Origin of the sequence: Paenibacillus cisolokensis, assembly GCF_018403665.1 — a bacterium.
In the GTDB taxonomy this organism is placed as follows: Bacteria; Bacillota; Bacilli; order Paenibacillales; family Paenibacillaceae; genus Paenibacillus_AH; species Paenibacillus_AH cisolokensis.
The window spans coordinates 1-15,437 of sequence record NZ_BOVJ01000084.1; the positions used below are offsets into that span (position 1 = coordinate 1).

At 57.5% G+C, this 15,437-nt stretch carries 14 protein-coding genes and 3 pseudogenes; 16 read left to right on the forward strand and 1 reads right to left on the reverse strand.

From position 1 onward, the window contains the following. The 4 genes and pseudogenes from PACILC2_RS12485 to PACILC2_RS12500 all read left to right on the forward strand — a co-directional run. Positions 1-296: pseudogene (locus PACILC2_RS12485) on the forward strand (polysaccharide biosynthesis protein); the annotation flags it as partial. A 125-nt stretch (positions 297-421) separates the two neighbouring features. Then, positions 422-1,948 carry a bifunctional methyltransferase/pyrophosphohydrolase YabN gene (gene yabN, locus PACILC2_RS12490; RefSeq protein ID WP_213529031.1) on the forward strand — a complete coding sequence of 509 codons (1,527 nt, stop codon included), beginning with the start codon at positions 422-424 and terminating at the stop codon, positions 1,946-1,948. Between the two features lie 250 nt (positions 1,949-2,198). Further along, complete coding sequence (locus PACILC2_RS12495) at positions 2,199-2,471, forward strand: HU family DNA-binding protein (protein ID WP_062489631.1); 273 nt, start codon at positions 2,199-2,201, stop codon at positions 2,469-2,471. Then, positions 2,472-2,753 carry an RNA-binding S4 domain-containing protein gene (locus PACILC2_RS12500; protein WP_062489629.1) on the forward strand — a complete coding sequence of 94 codons (282 nt, stop codon included), beginning with the start codon at positions 2,472-2,474 and terminating at the stop codon, positions 2,751-2,753. It begins immediately after the preceding gene. Positions 2,754-2,836: 83 nt separating this feature from the next. On the opposite strand, the gene PACILC2_RS12505 is transcribed toward PACILC2_RS12500, so the two are convergent. Next, a complete protein-coding gene (locus PACILC2_RS12505; protein ID WP_372447121.1) occupies positions 2,837-3,322 on the reverse strand; it encodes a L,D-transpeptidase in 486 nt (161 codons plus the stop codon). A gap of 186 nt (positions 3,323-3,508) precedes the next feature. Between PACILC2_RS12505 and yabP the strand changes: the two genes are divergently transcribed. The 12 genes and pseudogenes from yabP (at position 3,509) to ftsH (ending at position 15,382) form a co-directional block, all read left to right on the forward strand. Continuing rightward, positions 3,509-3,793 (forward strand): sporulation protein YabP, encoded by a 285-nt coding sequence (gene yabP / locus PACILC2_RS12510; RefSeq protein ID WP_062489627.1) that lies wholly within the window; start codon positions 3,509-3,511, stop codon positions 3,791-3,793. Continuing rightward, on the forward strand, positions 3,790-4,392 hold the full coding sequence (gene yabQ / locus PACILC2_RS12515; RefSeq protein WP_235593314.1) for a spore cortex biosynthesis protein YabQ: 603 nt from the start codon (positions 3,790-3,792) through the stop codon (positions 4,390-4,392). Before yabP ends, yabQ begins: the two co-directional genes overlap by 4 nt. Before the next feature lie 12 nt (positions 4,393-4,404). Then, complete coding sequence (locus PACILC2_RS12520) at positions 4,405-4,716, forward strand: FtsB family cell division protein (protein WP_213529032.1); 312 nt, start codon at positions 4,405-4,407, stop codon at positions 4,714-4,716. A gap of 165 nt (positions 4,717-4,881) precedes the next feature. After that, entirely contained in the window at positions 4,882-5,337 is a 456-nt protein-coding gene (locus PACILC2_RS12525; protein WP_062489620.1) for a S1 domain-containing RNA-binding protein, read from the forward strand. Positions 5,338-5,700: 363 nt separating this feature from the next. Next, positions 5,701-8,194, forward strand: a pseudogene (spoIIE, locus tag PACILC2_RS12530) (stage II sporulation protein E). A gap of 188 nt (positions 8,195-8,382) precedes the next feature. Then, entirely contained in the window at positions 8,383-9,402 is a 1,020-nt protein-coding gene (locus tag PACILC2_RS12535; RefSeq protein ID WP_213529033.1) for an NADH:flavin oxidoreductase/NADH oxidase, read from the forward strand. A 119-nt stretch (positions 9,403-9,521) separates the two neighbouring features. Next, positions 9,522-10,250, forward strand: a complete 729-nt coding sequence (locus PACILC2_RS12540) for a vWA domain-containing protein (protein ID WP_213529034.1) — start codon at positions 9,522-9,524, stop codon at positions 10,248-10,250. After that, positions 10,234-11,163, forward strand: a complete 930-nt coding sequence (locus tag PACILC2_RS12545; protein ID WP_213529035.1) for a serine/threonine protein kinase — start codon at positions 10,234-10,236, stop codon at positions 11,161-11,163. The genes PACILC2_RS12540 and PACILC2_RS12545 overlap by 17 nt, the downstream gene beginning before the upstream one ends. 28 nt (positions 11,164-11,191) lie before the next feature. Then, positions 11,192-12,108 (forward strand): annotated as a pseudogene (gene tilS / locus PACILC2_RS26870) (tRNA lysidine(34) synthetase TilS); the annotation flags it as partial. 294 nt (positions 12,109-12,402) lie between these two features. Next, the gene (gene tilS, locus PACILC2_RS26875; RefSeq protein WP_244863472.1) at positions 12,403-12,621 is read left to right on the forward strand and encodes a tRNA lysidine(34) synthetase TilS; all 219 of its coding nucleotides are present in this window, start codon (positions 12,403-12,405) and stop codon (positions 12,619-12,621) included. Between the two features lie 81 nt (positions 12,622-12,702). Continuing rightward, positions 12,703-13,242, forward strand: a complete 540-nt coding sequence (gene hpt, locus PACILC2_RS12555) for a hypoxanthine phosphoribosyltransferase (protein WP_062489607.1) — start codon at positions 12,703-12,705, stop codon at positions 13,240-13,242. A 121-nt stretch (positions 13,243-13,363) separates the two neighbouring features. Next, on the forward strand, positions 13,364-15,382 hold the full coding sequence (ftsH, locus tag PACILC2_RS12560) for an ATP-dependent zinc metalloprotease FtsH (protein WP_062489605.1): 2,019 nt from the start codon (positions 13,364-13,366) through the stop codon (positions 15,380-15,382). The last annotated feature ends 55 nt before the right edge of the window (positions 15,383-15,437 follow it).

Below are 15,437 nucleotides of genomic sequence, written 5' to 3' on the forward strand. Positions count from 1 at the left end.
GCGCGCCCGTGCCCGCCCCGCTGCGCGTCTGGGCGGGCACCGCTCTCGCGCTCGCGGCGCTGGCCGCGGCGCTGACGCTGTCCGAGCGCGTGCTGTCCGCCGCGCTCGCTCCGTTGCCGCCGCGGGCCGCGGCGGCGGTGCAGGCGCTGACGGGCACGGCCGTTGGCGCCTGCGTATTCGCCGCCGTGCTGCTGCGCAGCGGCGGCATCGGCGCGCGCGAATGGCGCGCGCTCCCGGGCGGCGCGGGCCTCGCCGCGCGTCTGCGCCGCTGGCGGCTGCTGCCGCGCGGCGAATAGCGGGCTTACGGCAAGCGCCGCCCGTTCAGGCCCGCCCCGCGAAGCCGGCTTTGCCCGCGCAATATCTGAGCCAGCGCTTACGAAGCCGCTTTTCCGGCGGAAACGTGATAGGAGGTTTACATACCATGAAACCGCACATTATCGTAGCCGGCCTCGGCTCCGGCGACGTCGACCAGCTGACGCTGGGCGTATGGAAACAATTGCAGGCCGCTCCCGTCGTACGGCTGCGCACCGAACGCCATCCGATGGTGAAGCTGCTGCGCGAGAACGGCATCGCCTACCGCTCTTACGACGAGCTGTACGAGCGGTTCGACTCGTTCGACGACGTCTATGAAGCGATCGCCGCCGATCTGATGGAGGAAGCGCGGCGCCTTTCGTCCGCCGCTCCGCCGGGTACGGAGGATGCGGCATTGTTGGCCGCGCATTCGGTATTTTATGCCGTTCCGGGTCATCCGATGGTGGCGGAGCGGACCGTGGCGCTGCTTAAGGAAAGATGCCCGCGCGAAGGGATCGAATACACCATTATGGGCGGCGAAAGCTTCCTCGATCAGACCTTTACCCGTCTCGGCTTCGATCCGATCGAAGGGTTCCAGCTGCTGGACGCGCAAGATGTGACGCCGGCGAAGCTGCGTCCGGACATCCATACCGTCGTTTGCCAGGTGTACGATACGTTCACCGCCTCCGATGTAAAGCTGGCGCTGATGGAAGTCTATCCGGACGAGCATACCGTCATCGTCGGCCATGCGCTTGGCGTGCCCGGGGAAGAGCGGATCGCCGCCGTTCCGCTGTTCGAGCTGGACCGGTCGGCGGATTTCGGCAACCTGTCCCTCGTTTACATCCCTCGTTCGGACGATGCCAGCCTGCGTAACCGGACGTTCGAACGGCTGCACGAGATTGTGGCCATATTGCGCAGCCCCGAAGGATGCCCGTGGGACCGCGAGCAGACGCATCAGTCCATTCGGAAAAACTTTATCGAGGAAACGTACGAAGCGATCGAAGCGATCGACAACGACGATCCTGCCGGCATGATGGAGGAGTTCGGGGACGTGCTGCTTCAAGTTATGCTGCATTGCCAGATGGAAGAGGAGACCGGAACGTTCTCGGCGTACGATGTGATCCAGGCGTTGAACGAGAAGCTCATTTTCCGCCATCCGCATGTATTCGGAGAGGCCGGGGCAAGCGATGCCGAGGAAGCGCTGCGCAATTGGGAGCGGATGAAGGCGGAAGAGAAGCGCCGCAAGGGCGCCGATCCCGATCGGCAATCGGTGCTCGACGGCATTCCGGCCGATTTGCCGGCGCTCATGAAAGCGTACAAGCTCCAGAAGAAAGCGTCCAAGGTCGGCTTCGACTGGGACCGGGTCGACGATGCGCTGGACAAGATCGAGGAGGAATTGCGGGAGCTGCGCGAAGCGGTCCGTAGCGGCGATGCCGCTTCGCAATCCGGCGAGCTCGGCGACTTGCTGTTCGCTGCGGTCAACGCGGCGCGCTTTATCGGTGCCGATCCGGAAGAAGCGCTCGCGCGAACGAATCAAAAATTCCGCAAACGGTTCTCTTATATCGAAGAACAGCTTCGTATAAACGGGCGAAATTTTGACCAGACTGACCTAACAGAAATGGATCGCTGGTGGGAAGAGGCGAAAAACCGCGTATAGTCTAGCCGGTGAAATTTCGCCGCTTTTCGGAAGCCTGACAAAAAAATTTCGTCATCCGGGAGGATTTTTCCGGTTGCAGGCAGAAGTAATAGACTTGTGCGCCTTGTAAGGATATAAGGAAGCGTACGTCCCCGGACGATGCTTTGCTTATATTTCAACGCGAAAACGACGCTTCTCCGGCGAAGCCGTTTACGCTTGGCCCGAGCAAATTGCTGTCATTTTGGATTGAATGTTAGGAGGAAGAAGGAATATGAACAAAACGGATCTGATCAACAACATTGCAACGAAAAGCGGTCTGTCGAAGCGCGACGTGGAATCGGTGCTCAACGGTTTTCTGGGCGAAGTGACCGAGGCTCTTGCAAACGGCGATAAAGTGCAACTGATCGGTTTCGGCACGTTCGAGACCCGCAAGCGTTCCGGCCGTGTAGGCCGCAACCCGCAAACGGGCAAGGAAATCACCATTCCGGAATCGAAGGTTCCCGCTTTCAAAGCCGGCAACAAACTGAAAGAAGCGATCAAGTAATTGCGTCTGGACAAATTTCTCAAGGTTTCGAGGCTGATCAAGCGGCGCACCGTGGCCAAGGACGTGTCCGATCAGGGGCGGATTTGGATTAACGGCAGGGAAGCCAAAGCGAGCAGCGCCGTCAAAGTCGGCGACGAGCTCAAAATTCAATACGGTCATAAAATCGTCACTGTCCGCGTCGAACAGCTGGCGGAAACGACCCGTAAAGAAGAGGCGGAACGGATGTACACCTTGCTTAAGGAAGAAGAACGTCCCCGCGAAGATCGAATCGATGAGGCTTGAAGAATGAAACCGCCTGCGGCAGCTTTTCCGCTGCCCGCAGGCGTTTTTCATTTCGGCGCGGCCGGTCGGCCCGGCCATGCGGCTTAATTTCGGATGATGACCGACGTACCGAGCGGAATATGGCGGTAAAGCCATTCGACGTCCCGGTTATGCATCCGCACGCATCCCGAGGAAGCGCTGCTGCCGATCGAATACGGCCGGTTCGTGCCGTGAATGCCGTACGTGTAGCCTCCGGTGCCGGGAACGTTGAGCCCGATCCATCGCGTACCGAGCGGATTGCGGGGATCGCCGCCGGGGATCTGTTTTCGCACATACCACGGGTTGACGATTTTCGCCACGATGCGGAATTGGCCGGTCGGCGTCAGATGAATGTTGCGCCCGGTTGCGACCGGAAAGCGGTAAACGGCATATCCGTTCATCATAACGAGAAGGAAATTGTCGCTTTTGTCAATCATCAGATACACGCTCTCCTCCTCCAATTGTTCGGCGGGCTGAACGGAAGAGGGAGCCCCGGCCGCTGCATAATCGGAGATCAGGATCTGCAGCATAAGCGCAAGGAACACCATCATGTACAGTATCTTTTTCAATCAACCTCATCCTCGTTCGGGAATTGAATGATCCATCGTTCGGTTCGGAACAGCCTTCCTTATTGTGAGCTTCGCGTCATTTCGATATTCCCCTTATGCCCGCGTATGCGGACGGTTCTAAACCCCGTCCCTTTCCCATAAGCTAGTCTCAAAGGGAGGGACGAGTCGATGAACGATCAGGTCAAGGATCAGAAGCGCCAGGAAGTCAAGATGCTGAATCGCAAGCTGCTGGAAATTACCGGCGTGCGGAATGTGGAAAGCTTCGACAGCGAAGAATTTTTGCTGGAAACCGTACTCGGTTTCCTTACCATTAAAGGGCAAAATTTGCATATCAAGCATCTCAGTCTGGAGCAGGGGCTTGTCGCCATCGAAGGGCTGGTTCATTCTCTGACCTATTTGGACGGAAACGCCCATGCCAAATCCAAAGGCTTGCTAGGGAAGTTGTTCAAGTGAGTCTCGACGCACAAGGTTGGACATTGGCGATGATGCTGCTCTCCGGCCTCGGCATGGGCCTCGTCTTCGACGGCTATCGGGTCATCTCGAACGAATTGAGGTTCAGCCGCTGGTGGATTCCGGTCCTCGATTTGCTCTATTGGACGGCGGCGACGATCATCGTATTTCGGGTGTTGTTCGAAAGCAACGACGGCGAGGTGAGAGCCTACGTCTTTCTCGGGCTGCTTATCGGCATTTGCTGTTACTTCTGGTTGTTCAGCCGGCCTGTCATTGCGCTCGTTCGCTGGCTTATCCGCGCCGTACGGAAAATGCTGCATATCGGGGCTAGTATTTTCGAACTGGTAATCATTAAGCCTTTATTCCTAATTTACCGTCTAACCCGGGTAATATTGGGGGTTTTGGCCGCGCTTACTATTTTCCTCTTTAAAATTGTGTTACAATTGACACGTCCGCTCTGGCTTCTGCTAGGCTGGCTGCTCGGTCCGGTCCTCCGTCCGCTTGGGCGGCTGATGGCTCCTGTTGCAGTCTGGTGGGACAAGGGAAAACGAGTTCGGGCGGTCGGCGGATTTTTCTCCCGTCTGTGGAAACGATGGTTTTAAGGAGGTACATGCATGACGTACGCCAACTCCAAACAAGCAGCCGGCAACTCGGGTGCGAAACGGCGGTTGAAGCTGTGGGCGATCGTCATCGCGCTCTTCATGGGCTGGGCTGGATATACGCTGGTCAACCAGGCGAAGCAGCAAGAGGAGACGGCGATGCGTCTTGCTGCCATCCGGAACCAGCTGGCGGAAACCCACAAGGAAAATAACGGGCTCCGGAAGCAAATGGAACGGCTGAACGACCCGGAATATATCGAGCAATTGGCCAGAAAAGAACAGGGAATGGTCAAGAAGGGCGAGATTCAAATCCAAGTTGTGGAATAAGCGGGAATACCGCTGCAAAACGGGTGAACGTCTGTTGACCTTGCTTTCGCCATTCGGTTATAATCACGGTAAGAAGGCTTCTTCAAAGGGCATAGCTGCCCGCTGCATGCTTAGGCTTGCCGAAGGCTGACTTCGCAAAAATTTTAGGGAGGAACATTTTATTTTATGGCAATTGAAGTGGGAGCCAAATTAGAGGGCAAAGTGACAGGCATTACGCATTTCGGGGCATTCGTCGATTTGTCGGGAGGTGTCACAGGGCTCGTTCACATTTCCGAGATTGCCGATAATTACGTCAAAGACGTCAAAGATCATTTGAAGCTTGACGATATTGTCACGGTCAAAGTGATTAACGTGGACAAAGACGGAAAGATCGGACTCTCCATCAAACAGGCGATTGACCGGCCCGAAGGGCAGCCTGCACCACAGCGGGAACGCTTCAATCGCGGAGGCGGCGATCGCGGAGGACGTCCTTTCAAGCCGTCATCCGGCCGGGCTCCTTACAACAAGACGTCTTTTGAGGATAAAATGTTACGCTTCCTGAAAGACAGCGAAGAACGCATTTCGTCTCTGAAGAAGAATACCGAGGGCAAACGCGGAGGCCGCGGCGCCAAGCGGGTATAAGGATATAAATCGAACAAACGGCAGAACCTCAGACGGTTCTGCTTTTTTTGCGTCTTCCGGCCGTATGCCGAAAACTTTTCCCGATACATCCAGCATTCCCGACACGATAAGCCGCTGTTTCGTCAAGGTTTCCGGCACGGGTTTCGGCGAATGCTCCCGCCCGTAGTCGGCGGGAAGCTGCCGGCGATTAACGTTTCGTCCCGGTCGGGACAAGGGTTTGCGGCTCATACGACACAGGCGCGAAGACATGCGCGCTTTTGTCGGAAAAACTTTTGGACAGGCTACGTCATCTGACAAACTTTATAAAAACCAACTCCTATAATGAGGGAACATCTCAATTTTCGAAATGGTGGTGCTGTAGCGATGGACAAAAATCAGGTCGTGATGTTCCCCGGATCGCGTCGGACAAGCTTCATGCAGACGGCGATTCGCAAAGGGCGGGAATCGGCAGCTTCCAGCCGGATCGTCCGCGCCTTATCGGCGAAAAAGTGGACGCTGCTGCTGGTAGCTATCGGATTTCTGCTCGGTCGGGCCGTATTGCTGGAATCGCTTATGCCGTTTGCGGCCGCCTATTTCGCCGTTATCCACTTCATGCGCAAGGATGCCAGCCGCTGGGTCGCGCTTTCGCTGGTGGCCGGCAGCTTCTTCGCGATGACGCCCGAGCCGGTTTGGATCGCCATGGAGCTGGCGGTGCTGTACCTTTTGATAAGAGGAATGGAGGCTTATGAAAAGTCGGAAATATCGTACGCGCCGCTGCTCGTGTTTATGGCCACGCTGCTCGTCAGACTGTTCGATGCGTTTATCGACAAGGCGCTTGGCTGGTACGACTTGACGATGATCGGCGTCGAAGCGTCGCTCGCTTTCGTATTGACGCTTGTGTTTATGCAAGCCGTGCCGGTGCTGACGATGACGCGCAAGAGCGCTTCGCTCAAAACGAAGAAATTATTTGTCTCATGATTCTGCTTGCGTCGGTCATGACAGGGGCGGTCGGCTGGGTCGTTTACGGCATGTCGGCGGAACATGTCATGTCCCGCTACGTGCTGCTGCTGTTTGCCTTTGTCGGCGGAGCGCCGCTCGGCACTGCGGTCGGTGTCGTGGCCGGACTGATTCTCAGCCTGGTCGATCTGGGCGCCGTCGTGCAGATGAGCCTGCTTGCCTTCGCCGGTTTGCTGGCCGGCCTGCTGCGCGATGCGGGCAAGATGGCTGTCGCTTTCGGGATGCTGCTCGGCACGTCCATTCTATCCGTATATGTCGGCAATCAGACCGATGTTATGGCTTCCGTCTGGGAGTCGGTCGCGGCGGCGGCTTTATTCCTGATGACGCCCAAGGGGGTGATCCGCACGATCGCCCGTTATGTTCCCGGCACGCACGAGCATGCCAAGTCCCAGCATGAATACGCCAAACGGGTAAGGGAGGTGACCGCGCAACGGGTCGCGCAGTTCTCGGAAATTTTTCGCCAATTGTCCCGCAGCTTCGGCCCCATCCAGCCGGAGACGGGCGGGGAGAATCGAAGAGAGGAGGAGATCGGACATTTCATGAATGCGGTTGCGGAGCGGACGTGTGCCAGCTGCCACCGCCAATCGATGTGCTGGGAGGGCAAATTTTATCAAACGTATCAAATGATGACCGATATGATGACGGCGGTGGAAGAAGGCCGGCCGCTCGGCAACAAGGACCTGCCGAAAAGCTGGAACAGGCATTGCGGCAGGACGCAGCAGGTGCTTGATGTGATGCGGCAGCAATACGAACTGTACCGCAACGATCAACGTTGGCGCAAGCAGCTTGCGGAATCGCGCCAGCTTGTGGCTGAGCAGCTGTCCGGCGTATCGCAGGTTATGGAGGACCTGGCGCGCGAAATCAAGCGCGAAGGCCAGACGCTGCATTTGCAGGAAGAGCAAATCCGGGAAGCGCTGGAAGGTCTCGGTTTATCGATACAGGGCGTCGATATTATCAATTTAGAAGAAGGGAATGTTGAAATTGAAGTATACCATACGTTTAGCAGAGGTTACGACGAATGCCGGAAAATTATTGCCCCGCTTCTCTCCGATATCCTCGGCGAAAATATCGCCGTCAAATCCGAGCGCTACCCGGAGAAGAATGGCGACCCTGTACTTGTCGTCTTCGGCTCTGCCAAGGAATTCGAAGTGGAAACTGGCGTTGCGGGCGCGGCCAAAGGAGGCGATTTGCTCTCGGGAGACAGCTTCAGTACGGTCGAGCTCGGCAACGGCAAATTCGCCGTCGCCATCAGCGACGGAATGGGCAATGGCGAGCGGGCCCGGCTCGAGAGCAGCACCGCGCTGACCATTTGCAGCAGCTGCTGCAGTCGGGCATGGACGAGAAGCTGGCGATCAAGTCGGTCAATTCGGTCCTGATGCTGCGGTCGTCCGACGAAATGTTCGCCACGGTGGACGTGGCGCTGATCGATTTGTATACGGCCAAGACGACGTTTATGAAAATCGGATCGACGCCGAGCTTTATTAAACGGGGAGGAGAGGTAATCCAAATATCGGCCAACAATTTGCCGATCGGCATCTTGCAGGAACTGGACATCGATCTCGTTTCGGTTCAGCTTCAGCCCGGCGATACGCTGATTATGATGACGGACGGCATTTTCGACGCGCCGGGTTACACGGTCAACAAGGAGCTGTGGATGAAGCGGGTCATTCAGGAAATTGTGGCGGAGGATCCGCAAGAGATTGCGGACACGCTGCTGGAGCGGGTCGTCCGGCATCACCAGGGGGAAATTGCCGACGATATGACCGTCGTCGTCGCCAAGGTGGACAGGCATCGTCCCGAATGGGCTTCGTTCCGCTGGCCGGGGCTGTCCAGGCTGGAGCGCCCGCGAACCGTAAGCTGAACGGCCGATAGCGGCGGAGGTTGTTCCCGGGGAATGTCATCTTCCGATGACGCCTTGAGGGGAACAACCTTTTTTGCGTTGGAGACCTTTTGCTCCGTGCCGCCGCGGCCGTTTTGATTTTTATTTCCGATGTTGTTTATAATAACTATTAAATAAATTAACTTTCAAAATGAAAGGCGGGCTGAACGATGACGGCGACTTTGTCCACACCGTTTACGCTTAAAAATTTGCGGCTGAAAAATCGGATCGTTATGCCGCCCATGTGTCAATATTCGGTTACGGCCAAAGACGGCGTGCCGAACGAATGGCATTACGTTCACTATGTGTCGCGGGCGGTGGGCGGTGCGGGACTTATTATTATCGAAATGACGGATGTTGAGCCCGACGGACGCATCTCGGATTACGACCTTGGCTTGTGGTCGGACGAACATGTGCCCGCATTCCGGCGGATTATCTCGGAATGCCAGAAGTACGGCGCCAAGGTCGGCATACAGATTGCTCATGCCGGCCGGAAGGCCGAGGATGCGGCCGTGCCTGTCGGACCGTCGGCCATTCCGTTCGGCCCCGGCTTCAAAACGCCGCGGGCGCTTACGACAAGCGAAGTGAAGGCGATGGTCGGCAAATTCCGCGACGCCGCCCGGCGGGCGGTGGAGGCCGGCGTCGATACGATCGAGATTCACGGCGCCCACGGCTATTTGATTCACCAGTTCCATTCGCCGGCCACCAACGACCGTACCGACGAGTATGCGGACTACGCCAAATTCGGCGTCAAAGTTATACGCGCGATGAAGGAAGTGATGCCGCCCGATATGCCGCTGTTGATGCGGGTTTCGGCAGTGGAATATATCGACGGCGGATACGGGATCGATCATATCATTGAGATTTGCCGCCAGTATCGCGATGCCGGCGTCGACATGTTTCACGTTTCGAGCGGCGGCGAAGGCCCCGCCGGCAAGCGGAAGCCCGGCAATTATCCGGGCTACCAGGTGCCGATGGCCCGCGAGATCAAGCAAGCGCTGGGAGTGCCGGTCATTGCGGTCGGCATGCTGGACGATCCTCAGCTTGCCGGGAAGACGATCGCAAGCGGGGACGCCGATCTCGTCGCGGTCGGGCGCGGCATGCTGAAGGACCCTTATTGGGCGGTCCATGCGATTCGCGCCGTAGATGGCGAGACGACGGTGCCGCGCCAATACGAGCGGGCTTACTGATAACCGAAATCCGCCTTCGGACGAGGCCGAGGTTATGAACCTTCTGAATTTCGGGAAGACTGGTAGAGTGAGTTATAGACTCCCGAACAAGTCCCGAACAAGTCAGGAGGTCGGTAGAAGTGTATCAAATATTGCTGATTACGGACGGCTGCTCGAACGTTGGCGTCAACCCGGTTGTGGCGGCGGCCACCGCGCAGTCGGAAGGGATTGTGGTCAATGTCGTCGGCGTTGTCGATCAGGGCGAGCTCGGCGATTACGGCAAAGCCGAAATCGAGGAAATCGCCCGCGCCGGCGGCGGCATGAGCCGTTTGGTCAATACCAGGCAGCTGTCGCAAACGGTGCAGATGATGACGCGCAAAACGGTTGTGCAAACGATCCAGTTGGCCGTTCAGAAAGAGCTGAAACAGGTGCTCGGCACAGACGGCAAAATCGAGGAGCTGCCGCCCGACAAGCGCGGGGAGGTCGTCCGGGTCATCGACGAGCTCGGAGAGACGACCGGTCTCCGCGTCGCCTTGGTTATCGATGCCAGCGCCAGCATGAAGCCGAAGCTCCACGCGGTGGAAGAGGCCATTCGCGACCTGATGCTCAGCCTGCAGGCCCGGCAAGGGCAAAGCGAGCTGGCCGTCTTTCATTTTCCGGGCACGAGCTACGGCGACGACTGTACGCTCGATCTGGATTGGACAACCGATTTGAAAGGCGTTACTTCCATTTTTCCCAAGCTGCAGATGCGCGGCACGACGCCTACCGGACCGGCGCTTATGCGCGTCATTGATTTTTGCAGAGAGGACAGGTATGGTAGGAGGAGCAAAGACGAAACGGACGGGATGATGGGTGACTACGTCGTTTGAGCTCGGATTGCGCCGGGGCGTCATCGTTACCGGCAAGTGGAATCGCGGCCGCTACCGCGTCGAGCGGATGCTTGGCGAGGGAGCCAACGGCAAGGTGTTCCTCGTGCAGCGCGAACGGGACAAAGGATGGTACGCTCTTAAAGTGGGAGCCAACGCTGTCGATCTTCAGTCGGAAATCAACGTGCTGAAGTCGTTGGCCGGACAGAACCGGTCATCGGGGACGGGTTCTTTTCTGATTGATGTGGACGATCTGTGCGCAATGGACGGCAGCGAGCATCCGTTCTACGTCATGCGGTACGTCAGAGGCGCGACACTGTCGGAATATCTCGAGCGTAGCGGTCCCGAATGGTTCCCGCTTGTCGGCTACAATCTGCTGCTCAAACTGTCCGGTTTGCACGATGCGGGCTGGGCGTTCGGCGACTTGAAGGTCGAGAACGTGCTGGTTGCCGATTACGGCCGCGTCGAGCTGGTCGATTACGGCGGCGTGACGGCGTTCGGGAAGAGCGTGCGCCAGTTTACGGAGATTTACGACCGCGGCTACTGGAACGCCGGCTCGCGGACGGCCGACGCCGGCTATGATTTATTCTCGTTTGCGGTAATGTGCATTCAGCTTCACGAGAAGCGAAAGCTTGCGCAAATGGCCGCATCGCTTCTGCCGCAAAACCGTTCGCCGGAAGAGCTGATGAAGCTCGTCCAGCACAACAATGCGCTGCGGCCGCTGTCCGGGTGGCTCGGCGGCGCGTTGACGGGCCGTTTTGCGAACGGCCGGGAAGCGGCTGCCGCCTGGCAGCGGTTGATGCACCGGCCCGGCGGGAACAGGCGCGCCGGCGCGGTTCCGGGTTGGATGAAAGCCATGTTTATGGCATCGGCCGCTTTGCTTGCCGTCACGATCTATTGGTATGTGCGCAGCTAAAACGCAAACGTCCGGGGGGAGGGGAGTCATGGAGGAACTGGTGAGGAAGATAGCGGATATCGCTCATACGGAGCGGTTGTGGCAGCGGGGAGAGACGATCGTCGTGGCCGTGTCGGGCGGCCCGGACTCATCGGCTTTGCTCCATGCGCTCCATCGGCTGGCCGATCCCGAAGGGATTCGCCTGGTTGCGGCCCATGTCGATCATGGATTCCGCGGCGAGGAATCGGCCCGGGAGGCGGAGATGGTTCGGGCGTTCGCCGGCCGGCTCGGCGTTCCGTTCGAGACGGTGCGGCTCGATCTTCCTGTTTATATAGAAGAAACGCGAATGAATGCGCAAGCCGCGGCCCGGAAGCTGCGGTACGATTTCCTGCACGAGGTGGCCGCGCGCCGCGGCGCAGCCCGCATCGCGCTGGCGCATCACGCGGACGATCAGGCCGAGACGGTGCTGATGCGCATCCTGCGCGGAGCCGGTCCGGGCAGCCTGGCCGGTATTCCGATTCGCCGCCGCGAAAAAAGGTGGAACTCATTCGCCCCCTTTTGCGTATGAACAAGATAGAGCTGCTACGCTATTGCGAGGAGAACGGCGTTCCGTACTGCATCGATAGCAGCAACGAACAGCGGTACTACTTCCGCAACGAAGTGCGTTTGGACATTTTGCCTTATTTGAGCCGTTTCAATCCCCGGTTGCCGGAAGCGCTGGCGAGGCTGTCCGAAATCGCCGCAGAGGAAGACGCCTGGATGGCCGGCGAAACCGAAGCCGCCTTCAAGCGGCTGGTCCGCTGCTCGGGCGGCGAATGCGCGATGGACCGCCGGCCCTTCCTGGGCCTTCATGTTGCTTTACAAAGGAGATTGATTAAACTAATATTAAATTATCTGTCACTGGAAACGGAAACAGCCTCGTTCGAACGGATCGAGACGATCCGTCTCGCTGCGCTCGGCGAGGAGACGACCTGGACGCTGGATGCCGGCGGCGGCATACGCTGCGTAAGGGAATACGACACCCTTCGCTGGATTTCGCAGCGGGACGGACGATCCCTGCCCGGCCGTACAGGTCGTTACGCTTACCGCGTTTCGGCCGACTGCCGGCTTCTGCACGTGCCCGAAGCGGGCTGCTCGTTTCGATTCGACGAAGCGCCAGGGGGAGAGAAGACGCGCCCGTCCGGCCGCATGGAAGCGTGCTTCGATGCCGACAGGCTCGCGTATCCGCTCACGGTACGCAATCGCCGGCCCGGCGATCGGATGCGGGTCATCGGACTAAACGGTTCCAAAAAGGTGCAAGATATGTTCATCGACGAGAAGATCCCGCCTTCCCGGCGGGAGGCGATGCCGCTTTTGACCGATTCGGAAGATCGCATCGTCTGGATACCCGGATTGCGGCGATCGCCGTTTGCGCTGCCTGACGACTCTACCCGGCGGGTGCTGCGCGTTCGCGTAGAACGCTGCACGGATGCGGAATAACGGGGCGATAGCGGGCATTTGCCCGAATAAGTTGCACTTGTTTATTCATAAGTATAGCTATAACTTATAGGAGGACTTCATTTGTTAAACGACATTCAAGAAGTGCTGTACGATTCTGAACAAATCCGGGCGAAGGTCAAGGAACTCGGAAACAAGCTTTCCCGTGACTTTGAAGGACGAAATCCGTTGGTGATTTGTGTTCTTAAAGGCGCGTTTATTTTTATGTCCGATTTGGTAAAAGAAATCACTATTCCGCTGGAAATCGACTTTATGGCCGTTTCCAGCTATGGCCAGTCTACCAAATCGACCGGCGTCGTGAAGATCGTCAAAGATCTCGACACGCCGGTGGAAGGCCGGGACGTGCTGATTGTGGAAGACATTATCGATAGCGGGCTTACGCTCAGTTATTTGATCGACGTGCTGGAACGCCGCAATGCGAAGTCCGTAACGGTCGTGACGCTCTTCGATAAGCCGGCCCGCCGGACGGTCGAACTGGAAGCGGATTACACCGGATTTACGCTGCCCGACGCTTTCGTCGTCGGCTATGGGCTCGACTATGCGGAACGATACCGCAATTTGCCGTTTATCGGCGTGCTGAAGCCCGAAGTGTATGAGAAGTAGCGGAAAGTCCGTTGGCCAGTCCGATGCGCGATTCGCCGTACATGCCTCCCCATGCCGTTCTATTGTGGTGGAAAGACATGCTATGGTAAAATATTTTAAGCGTCTTGAGAGGAGGTAGGGGATGAATCGGATCATCCGCAACACTGGATTCTATTTGCTCATCTTCTTGGTGACCGTCGGGATTTTCCAATTTATCAGCAGACAAAACGATACGTCGGCCGAAATTCGGTACGACCAGTTGAGGCAAGAGATTGCAAACAATAATATCGAAGAAATTACGCTGCAATTCGACGGCTATTCCTATTTGGTCACCGGTAAATATAAAACCGCACCTCCGGATGCGCAATCTGACCGATTCTTCTCACGCACGAACGTTGAAGAATATGTAGTCAAGGAAATTGATGAAGCTTCGCGAACGAACGGCTTCAAGCTGACGATCAAGCCTACGGAAGAGCCTAGCATTTGGCTCACATTCCTTACCTCCATCATCCCGTTCGTGATTATGTTCATCCTGATTTTCTTCCTGATCAATCAGGCGCAGGGCGGCGGCGGCAAAGTGATGAACTTCGGCAAGAGCCGCGCGCGTCTGTACAACGAAGAGAAGAAGCGGGTCACGTTCGAGGATGTGGCCGGCGCGGACGAAGAGAAGCAGGAGCTTGTCGAAGTCGTCGAGTTTCTGAAAGATCCGCGCAAATTTGCGGCAGTCGGCGCCCGCATTCCGAAAGGCGTGCTGCTCGTCGGGCCTCCGGGTACCGGTAAAACGTTGCTGGCCCGTGCCGTGGCAGGCGAAGCCGGCGTTCCGTTCTTCAGCATTTCCGGTTCGGACTTCGTGGAGATGTTCGTCGGCGTCGGTGCCTCCAGGGTACGCGACCTGTTCGAAAATGCGAAGAAAAACGCGCCTTGTATTATCTTTATCGACGAGATCGACGCCGTCGGCCGCCAGCGCGGCGCCGGACTTGGCGGCGGTCACGACGAGCGGGAGCAAACGCTGAACCAGCTGCTTGTCGAAATGGACGGCTTCGGCGCCAACGAAGGCATTATTATCATCGCGGCGACGAACCGGCCGGATATTCTCGACCCGGCGCTTCTGCGTCCCGGACGTTTCGACCGTCAAATTACAGTCGACCGGCCGGACGTGAAAGGCCGCGAAGCGGTGCTGAAAGTGCACGCCCGCAACAAACCGCTGAGCAAGGACGTCAAGCTCGATGTCATCGCCAAGCGTACGACAGGCTTTACCGGGGCCGATCTGGAGAATCTGCTTAACGAAGCGGCGCTTCTTGCCGCAAGACGCAACAAGAAGGAGATTGCCATGGTCGAGGTGGACGAAGCGATCGACCGCGTCATTGTCGGTACGGAGAAGAAAAGCCGCGTCATCAGCGACCGCGAGAAGCGGATCGTCGCTTATCACGAAGCGGGTCATACGATCGTCGGCTATTTCCTGGAGCATGCCGACATGGTGCATAAAGTGACGATTATCCCGCGCGGCCGCGCCGGCGGATACGTCATTATGCTGCCGAAGGAAGACCGGATGCTGGTCACGAAGCAGGAACTGCTCGACAAAGTGACAGGGCTGCTTGGCGGACGGGTTTCGGAGGAACTGTTCATCGGCGAGATCGGCACCGGCGCTTACAGCGACTTCAAACAGGCCACCAGCATCGTGCGCAGCATGATTATGGAATACGGCATGAGCGAGAAGCTCGGTCCGATGCAATTCGGCAATTCGCAGGGCCAGGTATTTCTCGGCCGCGATTTCGGACATGAGCAGAACTATTCGGATGCCATCGCCTACGAGATCGACCAGGAGATGCAGCGCATCATCAACGAATGCTATGAGCGGGCGAAGAAACTGCTTTCCGAGAAGAGCAAGGAAGTGCATCTGATTGCCCAGACGCTGCTTAAGGAAGAGACGCTCGATATCGAGCAGATCAAGCGGCTGATCGAGACCGGGTCGCTTGACGGCGAGCCGGGCGAATCGCCGGAGCAGACCGAAGCGTCGAAAGAATCGTCGGCCGAACCGACTGTCGACACGCTCGGCAATGTCAGGGTTCGCATTCAGACGCGCGAACCGGGCGAAACGGCGGCTCCGCCGACCGATGACAAGAAGAGCGGCAACGACGATTCCGGCAATCGCGAATCGTAAAGCTTCCATCATATGGCTGCATTATTAGAGGCTCCGTTTCCGGAGCCTCGTTTTT

What these genes read in the sequence shown, in the direction of transcription:
- PACILC2_RS12525 (WP_062489620.1), top strand. Translation starts at nt 4,882, where the DNA reads ATGGCAATTGAAGTGGGAGCCAAATTAGAGGGCAAAGTGACAGGCATT.
- PACILC2_RS12520 (WP_213529032.1), top strand. Translation starts at nt 4,405, where the DNA reads ATGACGTACGCCAACTCCAAACAAGCAGCCGGCAACTCGGGTGCGAAA.
- yabN (WP_213529031.1), top strand. Translation starts at nt 422, where the DNA reads ATGAAACCGCACATTATCGTAGCCGGCCTCGGCTCCGGCGACGTCGAC.
- PACILC2_RS12505 (WP_372447121.1), bottom strand. Translation starts at nt 3,322, where the DNA reads ATGATGGTGTTCCTTGCGCTTATGCTGCAGATCCTGATCTCCGATTAT.
- PACILC2_RS12495 (WP_062489631.1), top strand. Translation starts at nt 2,199, where the DNA reads ATGAACAAAACGGATCTGATCAACAACATTGCAACGAAAAGCGGTCTG.
- tilS (WP_244863472.1), top strand. Translation starts at nt 12,403, where the DNA reads ATGCGGGTCATCGGACTAAACGGTTCCAAAAAGGTGCAAGATATGTTC.
- PACILC2_RS12535 (WP_213529033.1), top strand. Translation starts at nt 8,383, where the DNA reads ATGACGGCGACTTTGTCCACACCGTTTACGCTTAAAAATTTGCGGCTG.
- yabP (WP_062489627.1), top strand. Translation starts at nt 3,509, where the DNA reads ATGAACGATCAGGTCAAGGATCAGAAGCGCCAGGAAGTCAAGATGCTG.
- ftsH (WP_062489605.1), top strand. Translation starts at nt 13,364, where the DNA reads ATGAATCGGATCATCCGCAACACTGGATTCTATTTGCTCATCTTCTTG.